Annotated in this window: 26 protein-coding genes; 9 read left to right on the forward strand and 17 right to left on the reverse strand. The window is 67.2% G+C overall.

Annotated features, from left to right (window positions below):
- On the forward strand, nt 1-1,056 hold the full coding sequence (locus IP92_RS26005) for an acyl-CoA dehydrogenase family protein (protein ID WP_229418978.1): 1,056 nt from the start codon (nt 1-3) through the stop codon (nt 1,054-1,056).
- On the opposite strand, the gene IP92_RS26010 is transcribed toward IP92_RS26005, so the two are convergent.
- Both IP92_RS26010 and IP92_RS26015 read right to left on the reverse strand, forming a co-directional pair.
- A complete protein-coding gene (locus IP92_RS26010; RefSeq protein WP_229418979.1) occupies nt 1,057-1,644 on the reverse strand; it encodes a diguanylate cyclase in 588 nt (195 codons plus the stop codon).
- 110 nt (nt 1,645-1,754) lie between these two features.
- A complete protein-coding gene (locus IP92_RS26015; RefSeq protein WP_145880817.1) occupies nt 1,755-2,960 on the reverse strand; it encodes an MFS transporter in 1,206 nt (401 codons plus the stop codon).
- A gap of 97 nt (nt 2,961-3,057) precedes the next feature.
- Between IP92_RS26015 and IP92_RS26020 the strand changes: the two genes are divergently transcribed.
- Nucleotides 3,058-3,270, forward strand: a complete 213-nt coding sequence (locus IP92_RS26020) for a DUF3820 family protein (protein WP_145880819.1) — start codon at nt 3,058-3,060, stop codon at nt 3,268-3,270.
- Here IP92_RS26020 and IP92_RS26025 read toward each other — a convergent pair.
- Nucleotides 3,267-3,656 (reverse strand): PPC domain-containing DNA-binding protein, encoded by a 390-nt coding sequence (locus IP92_RS26025; protein WP_145881122.1) that lies wholly within the window; start codon nt 3,654-3,656, stop codon nt 3,267-3,269. The two genes, IP92_RS26020 and IP92_RS26025, sit on opposite strands and share 4 nt — an antisense overlap.
- Nucleotides 3,657-3,658: 2 nt before the next feature.
- Nucleotides 3,659-4,042, reverse strand: coding sequence for a glutaredoxin (locus IP92_RS26030; protein ID WP_145880821.1), 384 nt, complete (start codon nt 4,040-4,042; stop codon nt 3,659-3,661).
- A 252-nt stretch (nt 4,043-4,294) separates the two neighbouring features.
- Here IP92_RS26030 and IP92_RS26035 point away from each other — a divergent pair, with 252 nt between their 5' ends.
- Nucleotides 4,295-4,651, forward strand: coding sequence for a KGG domain-containing protein (locus tag IP92_RS26035; RefSeq protein ID WP_145880823.1), 357 nt, complete (start codon nt 4,295-4,297; stop codon nt 4,649-4,651).
- Between the two features lie 89 nt (nt 4,652-4,740).
- Here IP92_RS26035 and IP92_RS26040 read toward each other — a convergent pair whose 3' ends face one another.
- The 4 genes from IP92_RS26040 to IP92_RS26055 all read right to left on the reverse strand — a co-directional run bounded on the left by IP92_RS26040 (nt 4,741) and on the right by IP92_RS26055 (nt 10,018).
- The gene (locus tag IP92_RS26040; protein WP_145880825.1) at nt 4,741-5,643 is read right to left on the reverse strand and encodes a DMT family transporter; all 903 of its coding nucleotides are present in this window, start codon (nt 5,641-5,643) and stop codon (nt 4,741-4,743) included.
- Nucleotides 5,644-5,857: 214 nt separating this feature from the next.
- On the reverse strand, nt 5,858-8,011 hold the full coding sequence (locus IP92_RS26045) for a putative bifunctional diguanylate cyclase/phosphodiesterase (protein WP_145880827.1): 2,154 nt from the start codon (nt 8,009-8,011) through the stop codon (nt 5,858-5,860).
- Nucleotides 8,004-8,975 carry an EAL and HDOD domain-containing protein gene (locus IP92_RS26050; protein ID WP_145880829.1) on the reverse strand — a complete coding sequence of 324 codons (972 nt, stop codon included), beginning with the start codon at nt 8,973-8,975 and terminating at the stop codon, nt 8,004-8,006. The genes IP92_RS26045 and IP92_RS26050 overlap by 8 nt, the downstream gene beginning before the upstream one ends.
- A 122-nt stretch (nt 8,976-9,097) precedes the next feature.
- A complete protein-coding gene (locus tag IP92_RS26055; protein WP_145880831.1) occupies nt 9,098-10,018 on the reverse strand; it encodes a LysR substrate-binding domain-containing protein in 921 nt (306 codons plus the stop codon).
- A 145-nt stretch (nt 10,019-10,163) separates the two neighbouring features.
- On the opposite strand from IP92_RS26055, the gene IP92_RS26060 reads away from it, so the two are divergent.
- The 6 genes from IP92_RS26060 (at nt 10,164) to IP92_RS26085 (ending at nt 17,057) form a co-directional block, all read left to right on the forward strand.
- Nucleotides 10,164-10,865 (forward strand): pirin family protein, encoded by a 702-nt coding sequence (locus tag IP92_RS26060; RefSeq protein ID WP_145880833.1) that lies wholly within the window; start codon nt 10,164-10,166, stop codon nt 10,863-10,865.
- A gap of 214 nt (nt 10,866-11,079) precedes the next feature.
- Nucleotides 11,080-11,745, forward strand: a complete 666-nt coding sequence (ribA, locus tag IP92_RS26065) for a GTP cyclohydrolase II (protein WP_145881124.1) — start codon at nt 11,080-11,082, stop codon at nt 11,743-11,745.
- 109 nt (nt 11,746-11,854) lie between these two features.
- Nucleotides 11,855-13,297 (forward strand): S1 family peptidase, encoded by a 1,443-nt coding sequence (locus tag IP92_RS26070; protein WP_145880835.1) that lies wholly within the window; start codon nt 11,855-11,857, stop codon nt 13,295-13,297.
- Nucleotides 13,294-14,277, forward strand: a complete 984-nt coding sequence (locus tag IP92_RS26075; protein WP_145880837.1) for an FHA domain-containing protein — start codon at nt 13,294-13,296, stop codon at nt 14,275-14,277. Before IP92_RS26070 ends, IP92_RS26075 begins: the two co-directional genes overlap by 4 nt.
- 18 nt (nt 14,278-14,295) lie before the next feature.
- A complete protein-coding gene (locus tag IP92_RS26080) occupies nt 14,296-14,883 on the forward strand; it encodes a biliverdin-producing heme oxygenase (RefSeq protein ID WP_145880839.1) in 588 nt (195 codons plus the stop codon).
- Nucleotides 14,880-17,057 (forward strand): ATP-binding protein, encoded by a 2,178-nt coding sequence (locus IP92_RS26085; RefSeq protein ID WP_145880842.1) that lies wholly within the window; start codon nt 14,880-14,882, stop codon nt 17,055-17,057. Before IP92_RS26080 ends, IP92_RS26085 begins: the two co-directional genes overlap by 4 nt.
- 263 nt (nt 17,058-17,320) lie before the next feature.
- Here IP92_RS26085 and IP92_RS26090 read toward each other — a convergent pair whose 3' ends face one another.
- Genes IP92_RS26090 through IP92_RS26130 form a run of 9 tightly spaced genes read right to left on the reverse strand, consistent with a single transcriptional unit; the run spans nt 17,321 to nt 23,870 of the window.
- Complete coding sequence (locus IP92_RS26090; RefSeq protein WP_145880844.1) at nt 17,321-17,725, reverse strand: VOC family protein; 405 nt, start codon at nt 17,723-17,725, stop codon at nt 17,321-17,323.
- Nucleotides 17,726-17,748: 23 nt separating this feature from the next.
- Nucleotides 17,749-18,045, reverse strand: a complete 297-nt coding sequence (locus tag IP92_RS26095; protein WP_145880846.1) for a hypothetical protein — start codon at nt 18,043-18,045, stop codon at nt 17,749-17,751.
- Nucleotide 18,046: 1 nt separating this feature from the next.
- A complete protein-coding gene (gene ispF / locus IP92_RS26100; RefSeq protein WP_145880847.1) occupies nt 18,047-18,538 on the reverse strand; it encodes a 2-C-methyl-D-erythritol 2,4-cyclodiphosphate synthase in 492 nt (163 codons plus the stop codon).
- On the reverse strand, nt 18,535-19,221 hold the full coding sequence (gene ispD / locus IP92_RS26105; protein ID WP_145880850.1) for a 2-C-methyl-D-erythritol 4-phosphate cytidylyltransferase: 687 nt from the start codon (nt 19,219-19,221) through the stop codon (nt 18,535-18,537). The genes ispF and ispD overlap by 4 nt, the downstream gene beginning before the upstream one ends.
- A gap of 11 nt (nt 19,222-19,232) precedes the next feature.
- On the reverse strand, nt 19,233-19,937 hold the full coding sequence (locus tag IP92_RS26110; RefSeq protein WP_145880852.1) for a hypothetical protein: 705 nt from the start codon (nt 19,935-19,937) through the stop codon (nt 19,233-19,235).
- A 2-nt stretch (nt 19,938-19,939) separates the two neighbouring features.
- Nucleotides 19,940-20,503 (reverse strand): NUDIX domain-containing protein, encoded by a 564-nt coding sequence (locus IP92_RS26115; RefSeq protein ID WP_145880854.1) that lies wholly within the window; start codon nt 20,501-20,503, stop codon nt 19,940-19,942.
- A 47-nt stretch (nt 20,504-20,550) separates the two neighbouring features.
- Nucleotides 20,551-20,859 carry a DUF2818 family protein gene (locus IP92_RS26120; protein WP_145880856.1) on the reverse strand — a complete coding sequence of 103 codons (309 nt, stop codon included), beginning with the start codon at nt 20,857-20,859 and terminating at the stop codon, nt 20,551-20,553.
- The gene (gene nuoN / locus IP92_RS26125; RefSeq protein ID WP_145880858.1) at nt 20,859-22,343 is read right to left on the reverse strand and encodes an NADH-quinone oxidoreductase subunit NuoN; all 1,485 of its coding nucleotides are present in this window, start codon (nt 22,341-22,343) and stop codon (nt 20,859-20,861) included. Before nuoN ends, IP92_RS26120 begins: the two co-directional genes overlap by 1 nt.
- A gap of 21 nt (nt 22,344-22,364) precedes the next feature.
- Complete coding sequence (locus IP92_RS26130; RefSeq protein ID WP_145880860.1) at nt 22,365-23,870, reverse strand: NADH-quinone oxidoreductase subunit M; 1,506 nt, start codon at nt 23,868-23,870, stop codon at nt 22,365-22,367.
- Nucleotides 23,871-23,876 lie beyond the last annotated feature (6 nt).

A 23,876-nucleotide genomic window follows, 5' to 3' on the forward strand; every position in this document is an offset into this window, starting at 1 on the left:
ATGGATGATCGCAGTACCGATGAATACCGCGCGGCGGAGCTGGCCGGCTTCCTGCTTCCGGGCCAGCAGGCGCTGATCCACGAGCGCGGCTGGCTGAAGATGCTGGCGCCGCGCGCGGCCGGTGGCGCCGAACTGCCGCTGCCGGACGTGGTGCGGCTGGAGGAAGAACTGGCCGCGCAGGACGGCAGCCTCGGTTGGGTCGTCACGCTGTGCGCCGGGGCCGGCTGGTTCGCGGGCTTCCTGCCCCCTGCCGTGGCGCGCGACATCGTCGGCACGCCGCGCGTGTGCCTCGCGGGCAGCGGCGCGGCGACGGGCTACGCTGACCTCGACGGCGACAGCGCCGTCATCACGGGCCGGTGGGATTACGCCAGCGGCGCACCGATGGCCACCCACTTCACGTTGAACGCCGTGCTGCGCGAACAGGGCACGGTGCTGTGCGACGACGCGGGCCAGCCGCGCATCCGCGCGTTCGTCGTCCCCGCCGCGCACGTGACTTTGGAACCGTCCTGGCACACCATCGGCATGCGCGCTTCCGCGTCGCAGGCGTACCGCATCGACGGCGCCCGCGTCCCGTTGAGCCACGGCTTCACGATCGATGCGGCGCATGCGACGGCACAGGGGCCGCTGTACCGCTTCCCGTTCATGGCACTGGCCTACGTGACGCTGGCCGCCAACCTGCTCGGCATGGCGACGCACTTCATCGCGCTGGCCGAGCCGCTGATCGCCACGCGGCGCCGGCATGGCGGCGACGTGACGCTGCTCGACGTGCCGGCCGTCGCCAGCCTGCTTGCGGACGTGCGCGATGCGCTGGCGCGCGACCGTGCGGCTTTTTATGCGGCCTTAGACAAGGCTTGGGAACGGGTCGCGGCGCATGCGGCGGCGGACGAGGACACGCTGCGCACCGTCTCGCTGCGCCTCGTCGACACGTGCCGCCAGGCCGTGGATGGCCTGTATCCATACTGTGGCTTGCGCGCGGCGCGCGCGGACGCGGCGATCAACCGCGTCTGGCGCGACTTTCACACGGCCACGCAGCACACGCTGCTGCTGCCCGCCTGATCACGCGGTGCGCGACAGGCGCGGACGTAACTTCTCGCGTACGGTGCGGGCGAACTCCTCGCCGTACGGCAGCAGCTCGAACACCACGATCGCCGCCATCAGCCACAGCACGTAGCTGCGCGGCAGCGGCGACTCCTTCCAGCGCAGGCCGAAGTCCGCGGCCTCCGGCCCGGCACCGAACAGCGCGGCGAACTGCGGCCAGTGCAGCAACGCGATCATCGATACGGCCATCAGCGGCAGCATCTCGAGGAAGCTGTGGATGTGCTGCTCGAGCGGCGTGACGGTACGGTGCTGCGTGGCATACGACACGTCCCACAACGCGGTGGCTTCGTGCACGAAGAAGCAGGCGATCATGAAGGCCAGCACCAGCGCGTTCACGTCGAGGAACAGCGCGGCCAGCACGGGCGCGCCCATCTCGACGAGCATCAGCAGGTGAATTGCCGATTCCTTCGGGCCGCTGGTGTGCTCGATGCCGGACCTGCGGTGGCACAGCCAGTCGGCCACGCCGGCGGCCAGCCACAGGGGCACGATGAAATACATCAGGTACATCTCGGACAGATGGGACAGGGTCAGATGTGTGGGTTCCATGGGCAACCTCCTTGCATCCCGATGCTAAGACGGACACAGCCGGCATGTCAGCCGGCGTGCGCCCCATCGCGCTGTCGGACAAACTCCGACACGCGCCATCCCGATACCGTTCAGTGAGCGGCGACGCGCACCCGCTCGCCCGTGGCCACCGGCCGCGGAGCGCGTTCGTCCAGCCGGCCGGACAGCACCGTCAGCCCATACGCCACCAGCACGACGAGCGCGCCGATCCAGCCCGTATGCACGAGGCCCAGGCTGTCGACGATATGGCCGCCGCCCCACGCGCCGCCGGCGATGCCGAGGTTGAACGCGGCGATGTTCAGGCCGGACGCGACGTCGACGGCGCGCGGCGTGTAATGCTCGGCCTGCTGCACGACGTACACCTGCAAGCCGGCCACGTTGCCGAAGGCGACCGCGCCCCACAGCAGCACCGTCAGCACGACGAGCCACTTGTTCGGCGCGGTGAACGTCAGCACCAGCAGCACGGCGGCGAGGCCCAGGAAGATAATCTTCAGCGCGCCGACGGGGCCGCGGCGGTCGGCCAGCTTGCCGCCCCAGATATTGCCGACGGCGACCGACACGCCATACACGAGCATCACGAGGCCGACGGCGCTCTCGCCGAAGCCTGCCACCTTCTGCAGGATCGGTGCGAGGAACGTGAAGGCGATGAACGAGCCGCCGTAGCCCACCGCCGTCATCGCGTACACCAGCAGCAGGCGCGGTTGCGCCAGCACCTGGGCTTGGGCCAGCAGCGACGCGGGCTTGGTGTGGCGGATGCCGGCCGGGACGAACAGCAGGCTGCCGATGAAGGCGATCACGCCCAGCGCGGATACGGCGAGGAAGGTCTCGCGCCAGCCGAAGTGCTGGCCGATGAAGGTCCCCAGCGGCACGCCCGTCACCAGCGCCACCGTCAGGCCCGTGAACATGATGGCGATCGCGCTGGCCGCCTTTTCCTTCGGCACCAGCGACGTGGCGATGGTCGAGCCGATCGAGAAGAACACGCCGTGCGCCAGGCCGGTCAGGATGCGCGCCGCGACGAGCGACTCGTAGCCGGGCGCCTGCCACGCCAGCAGATTTCCGGCGGTGAACAGCACCATCAGCGCCAGCAGCAGGATCTTGCGGGGCAGCTTGCCGGTCAGCGCCGTCAGCACGGGCGCGCCGATGGCGACACCCAGCGCATACAGGCTGACGAGCAGGCCGGCGGACGGCAACGTCACGTGCAGGTCGGCGGCAATGGTCGGCAGCAGGCCGACGATGACGAATTCGGTGGTTCCGATCGCAAATGCGCTGATGGTCAGCGCGAGCAAGGCAATGGGCATGGCGGACTCCTGTTAAAGTGATGCCGCGCAGTATCCCGGAAGTCATTCTTCCGAAAAAGACCCACTCAAGCAGAAGTTTTTTGACCCAGATTCAACAATGAACAGCGAAGCACTTGCCCTGCTCCTCGTCCGCGAGATGCCATATGGGAAATACCAAGGCCGCAAGCTGGCCGACCTGCCGGGCCATTACCTTGGGTGGATGGCGCGCGCCGGCTTTCCGAAGGGCGAGCTGGGCGCGCTGCTGGCGCTGATGTACGAGCTCGATCACAACAACCTGCGAGGATTGCTCGATCCGCTGCGGGGGCGTTAGACGGTCCGGATCGTCAACTCGGGATAGCCAGTGGCGGCATCGTGGGCGCGGCCGAACGCATGCCCCGGCAACACGGCCAGCAGCAACTCGGCCGTCGTGCGCACGCGGCAGCCGGGTGCCACGTGTCCGCCCACCACCCTGCCCTGCGCGTCGGCCACCGACATGTGCAGGTGCGCGCCGTCGGGCGATACGGTGCCCGCCAGGGTCAGGATTTCCAGGTCGCCGGTGATTGCGTCGGCATGCGGGCGGCCGGCAAAGCGCAGCATCGCGCCGGACAGCGAGCCGATACCCTGCAGCACGTACACGGCGTCGTGGCCGTGCGCCACCTGTTCGATCGCGGCGCGCAGGTCGTCGCCCGGGTTCAGGCGCAGCGGCAGCGCATGCAGGCTCATGCCGGCGCCCGCGGTGCGGCCAGCAGCGCCACGAACTGGCCGTGCTCGACCAGCCGTTCCAGGTCGGCCGCGCCGCCGATCAGCACGCCGTTCACGAAGATCATCGGGAAGGTCGGCCAGCCGCTCCACATCTTCAGCGCCAGCCGCCGCTTCCACTGGCTCAGGTAGCTGCCGTATTCCAGGTAGGTGTATTGGGTGCCGATGCGGTCGAGCAGGCGGCGGGCGCGGCGCGGAAACGGGTTCTGCTTCATGCCGACGACGACGACCGGATGCCGCGCGATCGCGCTCTTCACCTCGTCGATCACGTCCGCATGGAAACGGCCAAGTTCGTCGCGCAGCGCGGGGTGGAGTTGGTCTTCGGGAAGCAGGTTACGCGGCATGGAGCGCCTTTCATCGAGGGAGAGATTGTGTCATGACCCATATTGCTGTGTTACTTTTCAGTTGGCCGTTGTCCTACAAAGACCCCTCCTAAGCTCTTATAAAGTCGACCAGCCGATGGGCATAAGATGAGCATTCCTTTACACGACTTGCACGCCATTGAAGGTGACATCGAAGGTGCCATCGAAGGTCAATGAGCGTGAGAACAGGTTCCGTAAAGGATGTGCAATGTTCATATCATAAAGGAGAAGACCATGGCATCATCGAATCAAGGTGGTAACAATCAAGGCGGCAACAAAGGCGGTAACAAGCAGAGCGGCGGCGACACCAGCAACCGCGGCTTCGCCTCGATGGACCCGCAACGCCAGCGCGAAATCGCCTCCGAAGGCGGCCGCGCAGCACATGCTTCGGGCAATGCCCATGAGTTCACCTCTGAGGAAGCACGCAAGGCCGGCTCCATGAGCCACAAGAACGACGGCAACCGCCAGAGCGGCAACCAGGGCTCCAGCGGTGGCGGCAATCAGGGCTCGAGCGGCAGCACCCGCGGCGGCACGCCGGAGCAGCACGCACAGGCAGGCCGTCAAAGCCACAAAAACGACGACAAGCGCTGATCCCGGCGCTGGCGTTTCCCCGCCCAGGCGGGAAGTGAAAAGCCGCTCGACAGAGCGGCTTTTTCGTTGGCGCCGGGAGTCACGGCAGATCATTCCGCCAGCGGCGCGCGCCGCCATGCGGGCAGCCTCAGGAACCCCATCGTCAGCGCGCAGCCAAGCAGGATCACGGCGCAGCAGGCGCCCATCCGCGCCGTCAGCCGCTCACCGAGGAACAGGCCACCCCACAGCACCCCGAACGCGGGAATCAGGAACAGCGCACTCATCGCGCGGCTTGCGCCCAGGCGCGCGATCAGCCCGTAGAACAGCACATAGGCGAATGTCGTGCACAGCGCGCACAAGGCCAGCAGCGCGGACCAGGCTTGCGCGGACGGCGTGCTGGCCGGCCACCACACCATCATCGGCACCACCAGCAGCAGGGCCGCGCCGACCTGGCTGCCGGCGGCTACCGCCAGCGGCGGCACGTGCGCCAGGTAGCGCTTCGTGAAATTGCCGGTGAAGCCGTACAGCATCGTCGCGCACAGGCAGGCGCAGGCCGCCAGCAACGTGCCCGCCAGGTCGCCGGGATGCAGGTGCACCTTGTCCGCGACGAGCAGCACCACACCGCCAAAGCCGATCGCCAGGCCCGTCATGCGCTGCGCCGTCAGCCGCTCGCCCAGCCACAGCGCGCCGAACAGCGCGGCGAACAACGGCGTCGTCGACGACAGGATCGCCGACAGCCCGGCCGGAATGGCCAGCGCGGCGAAATTGAACAGCAGGAACGGCAGCGCGCCATTCGTCACGCCCACCAGCGCGATGCCTTTCCAGTGCCGCACCATGTCGGCCCACAGGCCGCGCCACAGCAACAGCGGCAGCATCAGCGCAGCGGCCAGCACGGCGCGCGCGCCGGCCATCGCCACAGGGCCGAACGCGGGGGCGGCGACGCGGATGAACAGGTAGGAAGCGCCCCACATCGCGGCGACGAGCACCAGCTGGGCTGCATCGGCGCGCTTCATCGCGTTGCTCCGGCGGCGCGCGGACGGCAAACAGTGGGGACCGTAGAGCCCGTGTCTCTTTGGGGGTCTGACCCCACGGTGGACACAAGCTCTACAGTAAAGAGGTAATGGTGACGTTGCATGGCACACTCGTTGTTATCGTGCGTGCCATTGTCGCGGCAATGCTGGCTCCATCCAAGAGCCAGCCGAAGTCATCCCGATGGAGCCAGCGGCGTCAGTTCGCGGCGGGCAGCGCCAGGCGGCGGCCTTCGCGCAGCATGCGTTCGAAGTCGTGCGCCGGCACGGGCTGGCTGAACAGGTAGCCCTGCAGCTGATCGCAGCCCAGTTCGCGCAGGAAGGTCATCTGTTCCATCGTCTCGACGCCCTCGGCCACGATTTCCTGCCGCAGCTGCTGGGCCATCATGACGATCGCGCGGGCGATCGCGCAATCGTTTTCCTCGTGCGGCAGGCCGACGACGAACGCGCGATCGATCTTCAGGGTGCTGATCGGGAATTTCTTCAGGTAGGCCAGGCTCGAATAGCCGGTGCCGAAATCGTCCAGCGCCAGCGCGAGGCCCATCGCCACCAGTTCGTTCATGATCGCGATGACGGTCTCGGCGCCCCGTACCAGCAGGCTTTCCGTGATCTCCAGCATGATCTGCTCGGGGTGGACGGCATGCCGCTGCAGCGCCTCGGCCATGCGCTGCGGCAGGCCGCGGTCGAACTGGCGCGCGGACAGGTTGACGGCGATCGGCGGCATCACCAGGTTCGCGTCCTGCCACGCGCGGATCTGCCGGCACGCTTCCTCGACGACCCAGTTGCCGAGCTCCATGATCAGGCCCGTCTCCTCGGCGACCGGGATGAACACGCCGGGGGACACGAGGCCGCGCACCGGATGGCGCCAGCGCAGCAGCGCTTCGGCGCCGACGATACGGCCGCTGCGCAGGCTCACCTTCGGCTGGTAGTACAGCTGCAGCTCCCCGTTCGCCAGCGCGTCGCGCAATTCGCTCTCGATGCGCAGGTGTTCCTTGGCGCGCTGGTTCATCTCCTCGGAGAAGAACAGCAGTGCCGGTTCCATGCTGGTGCCGGCGCGCGCCGCCGCCACGTCCGCGCCGCGCAGCAGCGCGCCCGGCTCGTGCGCATCCTCCGGATAGACGGCGATGCCCACGTGCGTGCCCACCTGCAGCGTGTGCGTGCCGACGACGATCGGCGCGGCCAGCACGTCGACCAGCTTGCGGGCGACGAGGGCCGCATGTTCGCGCCGTTCGATGCGCAGCAGGCCGACGGCGAACTTGCCGCCATCGAGCCGCGCCAGGATGTCGCCTTCGCGCAGCCGCGAACGCAGCAGCCGCCCCGCCTCGACCAGCAAGGCGTTGCCCACGTCATGGCCCAGCGTGTCGGCGATGGCACCCAGCCGCGTGATCTCGATGACGAGCAGCGCGCCATGGTCGCGGTTGCGGCGCGCCTCCGCCATCGCCTGGCCCAGCAGCTGCATCAGCAAGCCCTGGTTCGGCAAGCCCGTCAGCGCGTCGTAGTTCGCCATGCGCTGCATGCGCGCCTCGGCATCCTTGTGCACGCTGATGTCGGTGAACAGCGAGAACGTGTGGCTGATGCGGCCGTGCTCGTCGCGCACGGCGCTGACGACGACCGATTGCGGGAACAGCTCGCCGCTCTTGCGGCGGCCCACGATCTCGCCGCGCCACGGCCCGCCGCCCTGCATCGCCGCGCGCACCTGGCCGCGGAAGTCGGCGTCGTGCACGCCCGAGCGCAGCAGGTCCGGCGTCTTGCCGATCGCCTCGGCCATCGTGTAGCCCGTGATGCGCGTGAACGCGCTGTTGATCGACACGATGCGTTCGCTCGCATCGGTGATCAGCACGCCCTGGTCGCTGTCCTCGATGATGCGGGCGTGCAGGCTCATTTTCTCGGCCGGCGACAATTCGTCGCGCAGCTGCGTCAGCCGCACATGCATGCCGGCCGGCTCGGACGTAGCGTCCTTGACGAGCGAGATCGACAGGCGCACCCAGATCACGTCGCCCGACTTCTTGCGCCGCCGCACCTCGGCCACGGCATTGTCCGATTCGACGACCAGCTCGGCGATATTGCCCTCCTCGTCGTCGTCCGCATACAGGAACAGCACGTGCTGCCCGATCGCCTCGTCCGCCGCGTAGCCGAACATGCGCTCGGCGCCGCGGTTCCAGCCCGTCACGTAGCCGGCCAGGTCCAGTTCCATCGCCGCTTCGTCGACCTGCTCCTTCTGCGCCCGCAGCACCGTCAGTTCGGCGGCCAGCTCCGTCTCCAGCAGCGCCAGCGTCTGCGTCTGCGCGTCGCCCTGCTGGTCGCGGGCCAGCCGGGACAGCTCCAGGCAACGAGCGAGCGCCGCTTCACGCATGGGCGCGTCCCGTCACGTCGCCCGTCACGGCCAGCATCCACAGGTTCGCTTCCGCCACCAGCGCATTGAACTGCGCGGCCGGCAGCTGGACGGCTTCCAGCGCGGCGGCGACGGACGCGAACTCGCCCCGCTCGGCCTCCTCGACGAGCGCAAGCAGCGCGCCCAGTTCGCCCTGCTGTGCCAGCAGCGCGCGCTGCACGGCGTCGCCGAGCGCCAGCGGCGCCAGCACCTCGGCCAGCGGCGTGCCGAACAGCACGCCCAGCAGCGAGAACATGCCCGTCATGAAAGCCTGTTCCTGGTTGTGCTTGTCGAGCCCCGTCGCGCGGGCCAGCAGCTCCATCAGCCGCGCCCGCACCGACACGCGGGCCAGCAACATCGCCGAACGCATGTCGCCGGCGCGCGCGGCGAACAGCATCAGGTTCAGCCAGCGGCGCAGTTGCTGCCGGCCGAGAATCAGGATCGCCTGCGAAAAACTGGTGACCTTGCGGCCGGCACCGGCCCGCAGCGAATTGACGAGTCGCAGCAGGTGGTACGACAAGGTCGGGTCGCGCCGCAGCAGGTCCTCGATTTCATGGGTGTCCGCATCCGCATTGACGAGCTGGACCAGCTGCAGCGCCAGCGCCCGCGACGCGGCCTGGTTGCCGGTGGGGCGGCACGGCGGCACCAGCGCCCAATCGCCTTCGATCCAGGCGACGTGGCCCGGCAGGTCCTTGTCGAACGGCCGGTCGGCACGCAGCGCGCGGCCGGGGCACAGCTCGATCCAGCCGGCTTGCCGCAACGGCAACGCGGAGGGTTCGGCCAACCCCTGCCGGTAATGGCAGGGAAACTTGGCGGCCAGCTGGGCCAGCGGCTGGGCGACCGTGACCGGCCAGTCGGCGTGCGCGGCATCCGGCGCCGACGCCAGGACAAGGCCGGCGGGAATGCCGTTCCGATCGGCCAGCAGCTGCAGGAAAATCGAGTTCATGGCGAGGAATCAGAGTGATGGCGCGAGCCGACAATCCTTATGTTAACGCGAAACAGTTGGCGACAGTCAACAATTACCGCAACCCAATTTCTACTTCCCGGCGCGTGTTTGACGCACCGCAATCAGACGGGGGGCAGGTGCCGGCACATGCGCTCGAACAACCCGCCTTCACAAAGCCGCGCCTGCCACCATTGCAACGCGGCACCCGCCTCGCCCGTGCGCCAGGCGAGATAGAACGTCTCGTCCGGCTTCGGCTCCTCGACCTCTTTCTCGACCAGCAGACCGGCGGCGATCGCGGCACGGGCGCACGGCTCGGGCAGGAAGCCGAAGCCGAGGCCGGCGATCTGATAATGCAGTTTAGCCGCCATATCGGGCACCGTCAGCGTATCTTGCCCCAGCAGCAGGCCGACGGTGCGCGCCGCCATCTGCCGCGCCGAATCGGCCATCGCGACGGCGCGATGGCGTTGCAGGTCGGAGCGGCCCAGCTTGCCTTCGACGGCCGCCAGCGGATGCGTTGGCGCCACCGCGAATACCCAGCGCAGCGTGCCGATCGGTTCGGATACGTAGCCGCCGCCGGCCGGCCCGTCGCCCGGTGCGCCGATCGCCAGGTCGATGCGGCGGTCGAGCAGCGCCTCCCACGTGCCGGACAGCGCTTCGCGGACGATGCGCAGGCGGGTCTGCTGGGCGACGTCGTAGAACGCGCGGATGTCGTCATCGAACGCGCCGCTGGCAAACATCGAATCGTGGCCGATGGCCAGTTCCGTCTCCCAGCCGGAGGCGACGCGGCGCACGCGGTGCTCCAGGTCCTGCGCGGCGCGCAGCAGGTAGCGGCCTTCCTTCAACAACTCGCGGCCGGCCTTCGTCAACTCCACTTTCGGGCCGTTGCGCTCGAACACCTGCACCCCGAGATCGTCCTCGAGCTTGCCGACAGTGTACGAAATGGTCGATGGCACGCGGTGCAACTCCTTGCCGGCGGCGGAAAACGAGCCGCGGCGGTCGATCGCGTCGACGATCTGCAGGGCTTCCAGGCTGAGTCTGAGCATATTCGATGTTTTCGATAATACAGGGGTAATTTTTCCGTTTTTTGAACCGATCGGCACGGCGTATAGTGCTTACATCCGAGCAGAAATCTGGAAAAAGCAAATGTTCGAAACGATCGCAAAACCAATTCAAGATAAGGAGCATATCATGCAAGCAGTCCGTCGCAGTGAAGAACGCGGTGTCGCCAACCACGGCTGGCTCGATTCCCGTCACACCTTTTCGTTCGGTCATTACCACGACCCGCGCTACATGGGCTTTGGCCCGCTGCTGGTCATCAACGAGGACAAGGTGATGCCGGGCCGGGGCTTCGGCACGCACGGCCACCGCGACATGGAAATCATCTCGTACGTGCTGGAAGGCGCGCTGGAGCACAAGGACAGCATGGGCAACGGCTCCGTGCTGCGCTACGGCGACGTGCAGCGAATGAGCGCCGGCACCGGCGTCCGGCATAGCGAGTTCAACCATTCGCAGACCGAGCGGGTGCACTTCCTGCAGATATGGATCCAGCCGTCCGAGACGGGCATCGCCCCCAGCTATGAGGAGAAGCACTTCTCTCCCGACAGCAAACAAGGCAAGCTGCGCCTGATCGCCTCCCGCGACGGCCGCGACGGCTCGGTGCTGATCCACCAGGACGCCGCGATCTACGCGACGCTGCTGAACGAAGGCGACAGCGTCTCGCACACGATGGATGACGAACGCACCAGCTACGTCCACGTGGTGCGCGGCACGGTGAGCGTCAACGGCACCGCGCTGAAAGGCGGCGACGCGCTGATGATCACCGGCGAGACGAAGGTCACGCTGGATCACGCGGAAGCGGCCGAGGTGCTGGTGTTCGACCTGCCGTACTGACGGCTGAGCCAGTCCCACGCGGCTGAGGCCGTGTCCACCTTGGGGTCAACCCTGTTTTTGGACACGGCCTCAGCCATCCTTACGGTTGGGTTCGTGTCCGATTTCGGGGTTGACCCCACGGTGGACACAGGCTGAGCCATAGGGGTCTCCCAGCGGAAAGCACAATTTTTGTTATGATGAGGGGCTACCGTATCAGGATGAAAAGAGCATGACCATGCAGCCCGCCGCTGAAACCGCCCCCAACGCCGATCTCGACGCCGATCTCGAATATGTCACCTCGTGCGCGCTGCCCACGCCGTGGGCGCAGTTCACGCTGCATGCGTTCATCGAGCATTCGACGGGCAAGGAGCACCTGGCGATGGTGCTGGGCGATATCGGCGACGGTGCGCCCGTGCTGGCGCGCGTGCACAGCGAGTGCCTGACGGGCGACGTGCTGTTCTCGCAACGCTGCGACTGCGGCGCCCAGCTCGAGGGCGCGCTGCAGCGCATCGCCGCCGAGGGGCGCGGCGTGCTGCTGTACCTGCGCCAGGAAGGCCGCGGCATTGGCCTGATCAACAAGATGCGCGCGTACCGGCTGCAGGAAGCCGGCGCCGACACCGTCCAGGCCAACGAGCAGCTCGGCTTCAAGCCGGACCAGCGCAGCTACGAGCTGGTGGCGCCGATGCTGCACCAGTTCGGCGTGCAAAGCCTGCGCCTGATGACGAACAACCCACGCAAGATCGCCGCGATGGAAAAGCTGGGCGTGCCGGTCGCCGAACGGGTGCCGCTGCTCGTCAACCGCAACGTCTTCAACCAGCATTACCTGAACACGAAGGCGCTGAAGCTGGGCCACATGATGTCGCCCGTCGTCGCCACCGCCACCAGCGACGGCGAGCAGTAAGACCTACTGTAAATAAACGTAACAGCTCGTAACGGCGCCCTGCCGTGACGGCCCGCGCCGGTATTCCTGAGGTACACTGTTCCTTGTTGAAAAGAAGTTCAGGAACTGCATGAAACCTACCCGGCTTGCCGTTTTCGTCCAATGCGCCGTCACGGTGGCCTGCGCCGCTTCGCCGGCCGCCGCCGCTTTTGCCGCCCCCGCCCCCGCCCCCGCTTCCGCCCAGGCGCCGCAAGCGCTGCCCGGCCTGCCCTCGGGGCTGCCTTCGGCGCCGCCAGCCGCACCGCGCCGCCAGGCGGCTCCGGACAACGCCGCGCCGCTGCCGACGCCCTCCTCCGCCGCACAGAAGCTGTACGCGGCCGCGAAAGCGGACCTGCTGCAGGTGCGCTCGCTGCTCAAAAGCGGCCGCACGCAATCGTCGGTGGGTTCCGGCTTCCTGGTCGGCACATCGAACCTCGTGCTGACGAACTACCACGTCGTCTCGCAGTTCGCGCTCGACCCCGAGACCTACACGGGCGAATGGGTGGATACGGCGGGCCAGCGCGGCAACATCGAATTGCTGGCGGTGGACGTGCTGCACGACCTCGCCGTCGTGCGCGTCAACCGCTACGGCACCGGCTACTTCAAAGTGCCGGAGCGCGACGTGAAGCTGACGCAGGGCCAGTACCTGTACTCGCTCGGCAATCCGCTCGACCTGGGCTTCGCGATCTCGGAAGGCGCCTTCAACGGCGTCATCGCGCGCAGCTTCTACGACCAGCTGATGTTCACGGGCCCGATCAACGCGGGCATGAGCGGCGGCCCCAGCGTGACGGCCGACGGCGAAGTGGTCGGCGTCAACGTCTCCAAGCGCCTCGATGGTGAACTGGTCAGCTTCCTCGTGCCGATCCGCTATGCGCAGCAGCTGCTGCAGCAGGTGGGCGCGAACATGCTGCCGCCGAAGGACTTCACGGCCATCGTCACGCAGCAGCTGCTGGCGCACCAGCGCGCGATGGTCGACCAGTTGCTGGCCGGCCCGCTGACGAAGAAGGCGATGGGCCCTTACGAAGTGCCGGTGCGCGAGTCCGAGCAGATGCGCTGCTGGGGCAGTTCGAACGCGCAGGAAGCGGCGCGCGGCGGCAAGCCGTACTCCGTCGACACCACGAGCTGCACGATGGAGTCGTCCGTGTTCGTCTCCGGCTCCCTGCAGACGGGCCAGATCGGCATCCGCCACCAGTTCCTGCGCAGCACAGGGCTCGATGCGATCCGTTTCGCGCAGCTGTCGTCGGGCTCCTTCAAGAACGAGGACTTCGGCAGCTACAAGGACCGCCGCCTGACGGGCCCGCAGTGCACCGAGCAGTTCGTGACGAACGGCTCCTTGCCGATGCGCGCCGTGCTGTGCGTGCGGGCCTACCGCAAGTTCGCCGGCCTGTACGACTTCTCGCTGCTCACCGCCAGCACGGACGACGGCGCGATGAACCTGCAAAGCCGGTTGGACGCGCGCGGCGTGTCCTATGAAAACGGCATGCGCACCGCGCGCGCGTTCCTCGAAGCGCTGGCGCGCACGAGTGCCAAATGACGGCGCCCTACTTCATCGAGATCCTGGCCCGCAACGGCGACGTCGTGTCGCGCCAGCGTTTCGCCGACCTGCCCGTGACCCTGGGCCGCGGTTACGACAACGACTTCGTGCTCGACGACGCGCACACGGCACCGCATCACGCCGTGCTGGAACAGGATGCCGACGGCGCCCTCGTGCTGCGCGACCTGGGCAGCCAGAATGGCATCGTGCTGCATGGCCGGCGCCATCCGTCCGTGCCGCTGAACGGCACCACTATCGTGCGCCTCGGGCACACGCGGCTGCGCGTGCGCGATGCGGCGTTTCCCGTCGAACCGGAACTTACCGACACGACGATGCACGCATGGGAAGGCGGCGCGCCCGCGTTTGCCGGGCTGGCGCTGATCGCGCTGTTCGTCGGCGTCGAGCAGGCGCTGTCGGACACGGAAGGCTTCCAGGCGATCCGCTACCTGCTGACGATCGTCACCGGCGTGGGCGCGGGCATGATCTGGAGCGGCATCTGGGCGCTCGTCAACCGGCTGTTCGGCGGTCACGCGCGGCTGGGGCGGCACCTGTTCATCCTCGGCGCGGGCCTGATCGCGATCGGCGCATGGAAGGCGCTGTCGTCCGTGCTGGCCTACGCGTGGTCCGCCGAGGCGTTCACGCGCTACGGCAACCACGTGGCGCTGCTGATCGTCTGCGGCATGGTGTACTTCCACCTGCGCACCGTGCGCCCGCACGTGGCGCCGCGCCGGCTCGCGGCCGCATGCGGCGTGCTGCTGGGGCTGGGCTCCGGCATTGCGCTGATGAGCAACCTGCAGACGACGGGGCAACTGTCCGACGAACTGTACATGTCGGTCCTGCTGCCGCCGTCCGTGCGCCAGAGCCCGGACCACAGCGTGGACGAATTCATGGGCGGCGCCGCACGGCTGCGGGCCGAGGCGGATGCCGAACGCAAGCGCGACGTGAACGGCGACGTAACGGACGACGAAGACGGCGACTGACCTGTACAATCTGCGCGCATGACGCCTCCCCAGGACATCCTCGCCGCCTTGCGCGACGCTACCGCGAGCCGCCACGCGGAACTCGACCAGGGCATGCCGCTCGCGCGGCCCGCGCCCACCCTTGCCGACTACCGCGCCCACCTGGCGCTGCTGCGCCGCTGGCTCGCGCCGATCGAGGCGTGGCAAGGCCGCTACGCGGATGGGCCGCAGGACGCGGCCCTGCTGCCCCCCGCCCTTCACCTGCCGTCAATCGACGCCGACCTGGCCGATGCGGCACTGCCGCCCGCCGACGGTGACGGCCCCGACGCGCGCTGGCACGGCCGCGACGGCGCGGCGTATCGCTGGGGCGTCGCTTACGTGATCGAAGGTTCGCGGCTGGGCGGCGCCGTGCTGCACCGCCGGCTGGCAGAGCGGCTGGCGCCCCATCCGCTGGGCTACCTGCAGGCTGGCGGCATCCCGCCCGGGCCGCGCTGGCAGCTTTTCCTGCGCGTGCTGCGCGAACACGTGCGCGAGCCCGCCGCCATCGCCGAAGCGTGCGCCGGCGCGCGCGATGCGTTCGACACCCTGATCGCGCTGCAGCGCGAAGCCACGCCCATCGCCGCATGAACGAACAGCCGTCGCCGCAAACGCCGGCTTCCCCGGTCGGCCTGGACAACTGCGCCGACGAGCCGATCCACATCCCCGGCCTGATCCAGCCGCACGGCGCGCTGCTGGCGTTCGCGCCCGACGGCGCGCTGCGCGCGTGGAGCGCGAACGTGCCGGCGCTGCTGGGCGTGACGCCTGCGCTGGGCATGCATTACGCGCGGATGGCGCTGGCGCCAGGCGTCGCCGACGTGCTGCGCGAATGCCTGGATGGCGCCGATACGCCGACCGGCATCGAAACGTCGATCGGCGGGCAGACCTTCGATTGCGTCGTGCATGGCAACGGCACACGGGCGATCGCCGAATTCGAGCTGCGCGACGTGGCGGCCGACGAGCTGGCCGCGTTCGCGCTGAAGGCGCATGCCGCGGTCGAACGGCTGCGGCGCCAGAAGACGATCGACGGCCTGCTGACGAACGCCGTCGAGCAGGTGCGCGCGATCACCGGGTTCGACCGGGTGATGGCCTACCGCTTCCGCCACGACGACAGCGGGGACGTCGTCGCCGAGAGCCGGCGCGACGACCTGAAACCGTTCCTCGGCATGCGCTATCCGGCATCCGACATTCCGGCGCAGGCGCGCCGGCTGTACACCATCAACACGCTGCGGCTGATCGCCGACATCGGCTACACGGCGGTGCCGGTGCTGGGCGCAGCGGGCGATGCGCCGCTGGACCTGTCCCACTCGGTGCTGCGCAGCGTGTCGCCGATCCACGTCGAGTACCTGCAGAACATGGGCGTGGCGGCATCGATGAGCGTGTCGATCGTCATCAACGGCAAGCTGTGGGGGCTGATCGCCTGCCACCACATGGCGCCGCTGCGGGTGCCCTATTCCGTGCGCATGGCGTGCGACGTCGTCGCGCAGGTGCTGGCCGCCGCCGTGCAGAGCATCGACGCGCGCGAACGGATGCTGCTGGCCGAGCAGGCGGCCGGCGTGCGCACCCGGCTGATCGAGACGCTGCTGCGCGAGGAAGACGTGCTGGCCGCGCTGGAACAGCATGCGCCGGACCTGGCGGCGAAGCTGGGCGCGCACGCGCTGGTGTTCTCGCAGCAGAGCAAGCTGACGACGCATGGCGCCATCGACGGCGAACTGGCCGCGGAGATCGTCGCCTGCCTGCCGGCCGATGGCGACGAGATGCTGCACCGCTTCCGGCGCGACCAGTGGCCGGCCCCGCTGCGGGATCGGCTGGGGCCGTGGGTCGGCCTGCTGGCGCTGCACTTCGACCCGGCGACGCACGGCTGGCTGCTGGCGCTGCGGCGCGAGCAGGTCGAGACGGTGCGCTGGGCCGGCAAGCCGGACAAGCTCGTGAAGACAGGCCCGCTGGGCCACCGCCTGACGCCGCGCGGCTCGTTCGACGAGTGGGTCGAATCCGTGCATGACATGGCCGAGCCGTGGGACGAGCCGCACCTGCTCGTCGCCGAACAGCTGCTGGGCGAGATGCACCGCGCCAGCATGGCGCGGCACGCCGAACTGGAAAAGGCGCGCATGCAGCTGCTGGCGATGCTGGGCCACGACCTGCGCGATCCGCTGCAGTCGATCTCGATGGCGGCAACGGTGCTGCAGCACGGCGCCCAGCCGCAGCAGCTGGGCCAGCGCATCGAACGCTCGAGCGGCCGCATGCAAAGGCTGATCAGCCAGGTGCTGGACATGAGCCGTCTCGACAGCGGCATGGGCCTGGCGCTGCGACCGGTGGACGTCGACCTGTCGAAGATGGTGGAGGACCTGCTGGACGAATCGCGCCTCGCGCATCCGGGCACGCACTACGAGGCATCGATCGCGCCGGACGTGCACGGCCGGGCGGACCCCGACCGGATGGCGCAGGTGATCAGCAACCTGCTCAGCAACGCGCGCCACCACGGCGCCGGCGGCCACCCGGTACTCGTCTCGCTACGCGCCGAGGATGGCCAGGCCGTGCTCGAAGTGGCCAACGAATCCGCGCCGATCCCGCCGGAACTGGAAGCCCACCTGTTCCACCCGTTCAAGCGCATGGCCCTGCAAAACCGCGCCAACCGCACGGGCATGGGCCTCGGCTTGTACATCGCCGAGAACGTCGTCAAAGGCCACGGCGGCACGGTCACCTACCGCTACGAAGCCCCGCACGTCATCTTCCGCGTCGCATTCCCGCTACAGCCAGCCAGCTGAGGCCGCTGGGGGCTGTCCCTCGATTCTGGAAATATTTCCCAAAATTGGGGACTGTCCCTCGATTTTGGAAACATTGTCGTCGGGCGACAAAATCCACCTCCCTCACTCTGAGCGCAGCGGATTGCCATTGCCGGATGGTACCGACGTGTTGTCTGGCCGCGACGATTCGGGGCATTTTGTGGCGAGATCGACACGAGGGACAGTCCCCGAATATCGGAAATATTTCCTGTTTCGAGGGACAGTCCCCGGTTTTGAGAAATGTTTCAGTACGCCGGGCCTTTCAGCTCGACGGTGTTGCCTTCCGGGTCGGTGATGTAGATCGATGGGCCTTCGCCTTCGGCGCCGTAGCGCGGTTCGGCGGGGCCGGCGGGGATGGCGTGCTGCGCCAGGTGCGCGCGGATGGCGGGTTCGTCGAACGGTTCGACGCGGAAGGCGAAGTGGTCGACGTTGCGGCCTTCCTTGCCCGGCGCCGCGCCGCCCATCCGGCCCAGCTTCTGGTCGATCGACACCAAGTCCACCAGCGAGCTGCCGGCGCGCAGCTGGACGAGGCCGATCTCGTCCTGCCGCCGCTCGATGGTGCAGCCCAGCACGTCGGTGTAGAAGCGGATCATCTTGTCGAGGTCCACCACGCGCAGCACGATGTGGTCGAGTTCACGGATGGTGATCATCAGGTCTCCTTGGTTGTTGGTTGTCAGATCCGCCCGCGCCGGAACTCGGCCAGGAACCGCTTCGTCTGCGCGTCGTTCAGCACGGTGATCGGATCGCCGTGGTACACGTACAGGAACGGCGGTCCGCCCAGCCGGTCCGTCAGCTTTGCCTGCACGAGGAAGCGCGTGCCGACCGGGTAGTCGGTGACGAACGCGCGAGCACATTGCACCCGCAGCAGCGGATGGTAGGCCTGCCCGACGACCGGCCGCACCCGCACCGTTCCCCCGTCGTTGAACGATTCGACGGCCACTTCCCGGTACGCGGAAAGGTCGCGCGCCACGTCAGTCCCTGAGCACGAGCAGCGCGACCGCCTCGGCGTTGATGCCTTCCTCGCGGCCGAGATACCCCATCTTCTCGTTGGTCTTCGCCTTGACGTTGACCTGGCCGGGTTCGACACCGAGATCGGCGGCGATATGCGACACCATCGTCGCGATGTGCGGCGCCATCTTCGGCCGCTGCGCGATGATCGTCGCATCGACGTTGCCGATGTCATAGCCCGTTGCCTTCACCCGCTCTGCGGCAGCGCGCAGCAGCACGCGCGAATCGGCGCCCTTGAATTCGGCCGCCGTATCGGGGAAGTGCTTGCCGATGTCGCCCAGCGCCGCGGCGCCGAGGATCGCATCGGTGATCGCGTGCAGCAGCGCATCCGCGTCCGAGTGCCCGTCGAGGCCCTTCTCATGGGGGATCTCGACGCCGCCGAGGATCAGCTTGCGGCCGGCGACGAGGCGGTGGCTGTCGTAGCCCTGGCCGATGCGGTATGGGAGTTTCTTCATTGTTCGTCCATCTTCAAAAACAGTTCGGCGATGCGCAGGTCGTCCGGCCGCGTCACCTTCAGGTTGCGCGGATGGCCTTCGACGAGCAGCGGCGACAGCCCCAGCATCTCGACGGCGCTGGCGTCGTCCGTGATCGCCTCCGGGTCGGGCGCTTCTTCCAGCGCCCGCAACAGCAGCCGGTATGGGAACATCTGCGGCGTCTGCGCCAGCCACAGGCCATCGCGCGCCATCGTGGTGACCGGGCCGGTTCGCGTGCTCTTCACGGTATCGACGACGGGCAGCGCAAGCAGCCCGCCCGCCTCGTGGTCCCCGACTGCATCGATCAACTTGCCGATCAGCGCCGGCGTCAGCCCCGGGCGCGCGGCATCGTGCACCAGCACCAGGTCGTCCTGGCCGATGGCCGTGGCGAGCTGCCGCAGGCCGTTGCGGATGGATTCCATCCGCGTCGCCCCGCCACAGCGCAGCACCGTCACGCCGGCGAGATCGGCCGGCAGCGCCTCGGCCACGTAGGCATCGTCCGCGCTCACCACGACATACGTGTGGGCGATGCGGCTTGATCCCAGGAACGCGTCGACCGTATGCCGCAGCATCGGCTTGCCGAGCAGCGGCAGGTATTGTTTCGGACAGCCCGCGGCCATCCGCGCTCCCACGCCGGCGGCGGGGATCAGGGCAAAATAACTCATCTCTTCACTATCTAACGTCCCGCGCGCGTCTTCACGAGGATGCGCTGGATCTCCCCACCGCACGCCCGCGACAGCCGCGCATACTCGGCCGGCGCATCGATGCGCGCCTGCACCGCTTCCACCTTCGCCATCTCGGCCTTGATGTACGGCAGCCAGCCGCTGTCGATCTCGAACGCCAGCGCCGAACGCGCCGTGCCGGCCGGCGCATACAGCGGCTTGCCTTCGAAGCGCTTCGCCAGCGCCGTGCTGACGGTGCCCTGCACCTTCGGCAGGTGGTCCATGTAGGCCTGCATATGCCGCATCTCGTGCGCGAGGATTTCCTTGTAGCCGCAGGAGCCGACCGGGAACTCGTTGCCGACATAGATCTTCACCGGCGCATACGTCAGCTGCACCTTGATCTGCGGCGCGATGCATTCGTAGCCGCTCTTCGGGTCCTGCAGCATCTGGCCATCGAGCCCGATCTGCACCATCGACTCGGTGCGCGTCAGCCCCAGCACGAATGCGTTGTTGCTGGCCACGCCCTTCATCGCGGTGAGCATCTTGTACGACAGCTGTGTGTTGATCGTGTAGCCGTTCTGCTTCGCCGACAGCACCGAGATCGTCTTGTTGATCGTGTCCTCGCAGCGGATCTGGAACGGCGTGCGCGCCGCCGCGGCGTGTCCCGCCAGCAGGCAGCCCGGCAGTATCAACAGCGGCAACAGCGGCACACGCCACATGATCAATCCAGCGTCCAGTCCTTGCTGCGCAGCTTATCCAGCCAGAACACGCCGATGATCGTCTTCACGTCCGTGATGCGGCCCGTGCGCACCCAGTCCAGCAGTTCGTCCAGCGTGGCCGTGAAGCACTCGACGAATTCGCCTTCGTCCAGTTTCACTTCGCCCGCCTTCAGGCCGCGCGCCAGGAACAGTTCCAGGTGCTCGTCCGAATAGGCGATCGCGTTGTGGATCGTGGCGACGAACTTCCACTCGGTGGCCGTGTAGCCCGTCTCTTCTTCCAGTTCGCGCTTGGCGCAGTCCAGGTGCGCCTCGCCTTCGTCGATCTTCCCGGCCGGGAACTCGATGAACACTTGCTCGTTGGGGTAGCGGAACTGGCGTTCCAGCAGGATCCGGCCATCGTCCAGCACCGGCAGGATGACCACGGCGCCCGGGTGGCGGATGTATTCGCGGCCCGTGACCGCCCCGTTGGGGAGGCGGACGCGGTCCTTGTGAACTTTGAGGAAGCCGCCGTCGTAGGCGATGCCGCCGTCGATCTTCGTTTCCCTCAGGTGAGCATCGTCGCTCATGCACGCTCCTGTGTTGGTCAAAACGACAGTGTAGCAGTGCCGCGCGTTCAGCGAGATTTGCGCAGGTAGCGGACGACGAAGCCGGGGAAGGCGAAGACGATGAACACGCAGGCGGAGATCGCGTAGAACTCCCACGTTTGCGGGAACACGGTACCGATGCGGCCCTCGAGGGCGATGCCCAGCGCGCCGACGACGAAGTACAGCACCGTCAGCTCGACCAGGCGGATCGGAAAGGCCTTGCGCCCTGCCCCACCTTTCAGTGGGACGAAGGCGAAGACCTTGTCGTTGAAGAACGGCAGGTTGGCCAGCAGCAGGGCTGCGAGGATGACCAACCAGGCCGCGGCGCCGGCGTCCATTACGAAGCCAGCGTGGCCGTCATCGCGTGCAGGCACGCGGTCAGCAGCGGGCCGGGCACGACGCCCAGCACGAACACCATTGCGCCGTTCAGGCCGAGGACGATGTTCTTGTCCAGTGCGACCTTGATCGGTGCCGTGTCGGTCGGCTCGTCGAACCACATCGTCTTGACGACGCGCAGGTAGTAGAACGCACCCACCAGCGAAGCCATCACGGCGAACACGGTCAGCCACAGGTTACCGGTCTTCAGCACCGACTGCAGCACGGCGAACTTGGCGGCGAAGCCCATCAGCGGCGGCACGCCGGCCAGCGAGAACATCAGCAGCGTCATCAGCAGCGCATACCAGCCGGAGCGCTTGCTCAGGCCCTTGAAGTCGGCCAGTTCTTCCGCTTCGAAGCCGGCGCGCGACAGCACCATGATCAGCCCGAACGTGCCGAGCGTCGTCAGCACGTAGGTGATCGAGTAGTACAGCGCGGCGCTGTAGGCGGCCGATGCGTTGGTCTGGTCGGTGCCCACGACGCCGGCCATCAGGCCAAGCAGCACAAAGCCCATCTGCGCGATCGTCGAGTAAGCCAGCATGCGCTTCAGGTTCGATTGCGCGATCGCGGTCAGGTTGCCGATCACCAGCGACAGCACGGCCAGCACCGTCAGCATCTGCTGCCAGTCGAATGCCAGCGGCAGCAGGCCTTCAACCAGCAGGCGCACGCAGATCGCGAACGTCGCCAGCTTCGGCGCGCCACCCAGGAGCAGCGTGACGGCCGTCGGCGAGCCCTGGTACACGTCCGGCACCCACATGTGGAACGGCACGGCGCCCAGCTTGAACGCCAGGCCGGCAACGACGAACACGATGCCGAACACGAGGATCGTCGGGCTGATCGTACCGGCGGCGATCTTGCGTGCCATCTCGGTCAGTTCCAGCGTGCCCGTCGCGCCGTACAGCATCGACATGCCGTACAGCAGGAAGCCGGAAGCCAGCGCGCCCAGCACGAAGTACTTCATCGACGCTTCCGTCGCGGCGGTGTTGTCGCGGCGCAGTGCCACCAGCGCATACAGCGACAGCGACATCAGTTCCAGGCCCAGGTAGATGGACAGGAAGCTGTTCGCCGAGATCATGACCATCTGGCCGATCGTCGAGAACAGCGCGAGCGCGTAGAACTCGCCGCCCAGCGAACCGCCCAGCATGCCGCGGTCATGCGAGTACTGGCGCGCATACACCAGCGTGACACCCACCGACAGGTAGGTGAACAGCTTGAGCAGATTGCCCATCGGGTCGGACACGACCATCTTGTTGAACGCGTACGTCGTCGCGCCGCTGGAGAAGTCGGCGTACGTGAACACGGCGCAGCCGACCAGGGCCAGCAGCGACAGCGCATACGTGATGCCGCGCTGCTTCTCCGACAGGAACATGTCGATCAAGAGGATCACCGACGTGGCGACCAGCAGGAAGATCTCCGCGTAGATCGGAATCAGGTTGGAGTTATTCATGAAACTAGATCCTATTCTCAATCAGTGTGCAATCGCGAGCTTGCTCTGCGCTGCATGCTTCAGCAGGTCGGCCACCGACGTTTGCATCGTGTCGGTGAACGGCGCAGGCCACAGGCCCATCACGAGCACCGCGATCGCCAGGACGCCCAGCATCAGGAACTCGCGGTTGTTCACGTCGGTCAGCTCGGCCACGTGGTGATTGGTCACCTTGCCGAAGATGACGCGCTTGGCCATCCACAGCGAGTAGGCGGCGCCGAAGATCAGCGCGGTCGCGGCCAGGATGCCGGTGACGAAGTTGAACTGCACGGCACCCAGGATCACCATGAACTCGCCGACGAAACCGGAGGTCGCCGGCAGGCCGCAGTTGGCCATCGAGAACAGGATGAAGAACGCGGCGAACTTCGGCATCTTGTTGACGACGCCACCGTAGTCGGCGATCTGGCGCGAGTGGGCGCGGTCATACAGCACGCCGATGCACAGGAACATCGCGCCGGACACGAAGCCGTGCGAGATCATCTGCATGATGGCGCCTTGCGTGCCCATGTCGTTGAACATGAAGAAGCCCAGCGTGACGAAGCCCATGTGCGCGATCGACGAGTAGGCGACCAGCTTTTTCATGTCCTTCTGCACCAGGGCCACGAGGCCCACGTAGATCACGGCGATCAGCGACAGCACGATGACGACCGGCGCCAGGTAGTGCGAAGCGTCCGGGGTGATCGGCAGCGAGAAGCGCAGGAAACCGTATGCGCCCAGCTTCAGCATGATCGCGGCCAGCACGGCGGAACCGCCGGTCGGCGCTTCCACGTGCACGTCCGGCAGCCAGGTGTGCACCGGGAACATCGGCACCTTGACGGCGAACGCCATGAAGAACGCGACGAAGATCGCCACCTGCTCGTTCATCGACAGCGGCAGCTGGTGCCAGTCGAGGATGTTCCACGAACCGGATTTGTTGTACAGGTAGATGATCGCGACCAGCGTCAGCAGCGAGCCGAGGAACGTGTACAGGAAGAACTTGAACGCCGCGTAGACGCGGTTCGCACCGCCCCAGATACCGATGATGATGTACATCGGGATCAGCGTAGCTTCAAAGAAGAAGTAGAACAGCAGGCCGTCGAGCGCCGTGAACACGCCGATCATCAGGCCGGACAGGATCAGGAACGCACCCATGTACTGCGCCACGCGCTCCTGGATCACTTCCCAGGCGGAGATCACGACGATGATCGTGATGAACGCGGTCAGCGGCACGAACCACAGCGACAGGCCGTCGATGCCGAGGAAGTACTGGATGTTGAAGCGTTCGATCCACGGCATCGATTCGACGAATTGCACGCCGTGCGCCGCGTTGTCGAACCCCGTGAACAGCGGGATCGTCGGCAGCAGCGAAACGATGGAACCGATCAGTGCCAGCACGCGTACCAGCCCGGCACGCGAGTCGCGGCCGATCGCCAGGATGATGACGCCGAACAGGATCGGCAGCCAGATCGACAGGCTGAGGTAAGGAGGAAGATTATTAATCGTTGACTGCATCTTTTA

The sequence above is a fragment of the Pseudoduganella flava genome (genome assembly GCF_007830495.1).
Classification (GTDB): domain Bacteria; phylum Pseudomonadota; class Gammaproteobacteria; order Burkholderiales; family Burkholderiaceae_D; genus Rugamonas; species Rugamonas flava.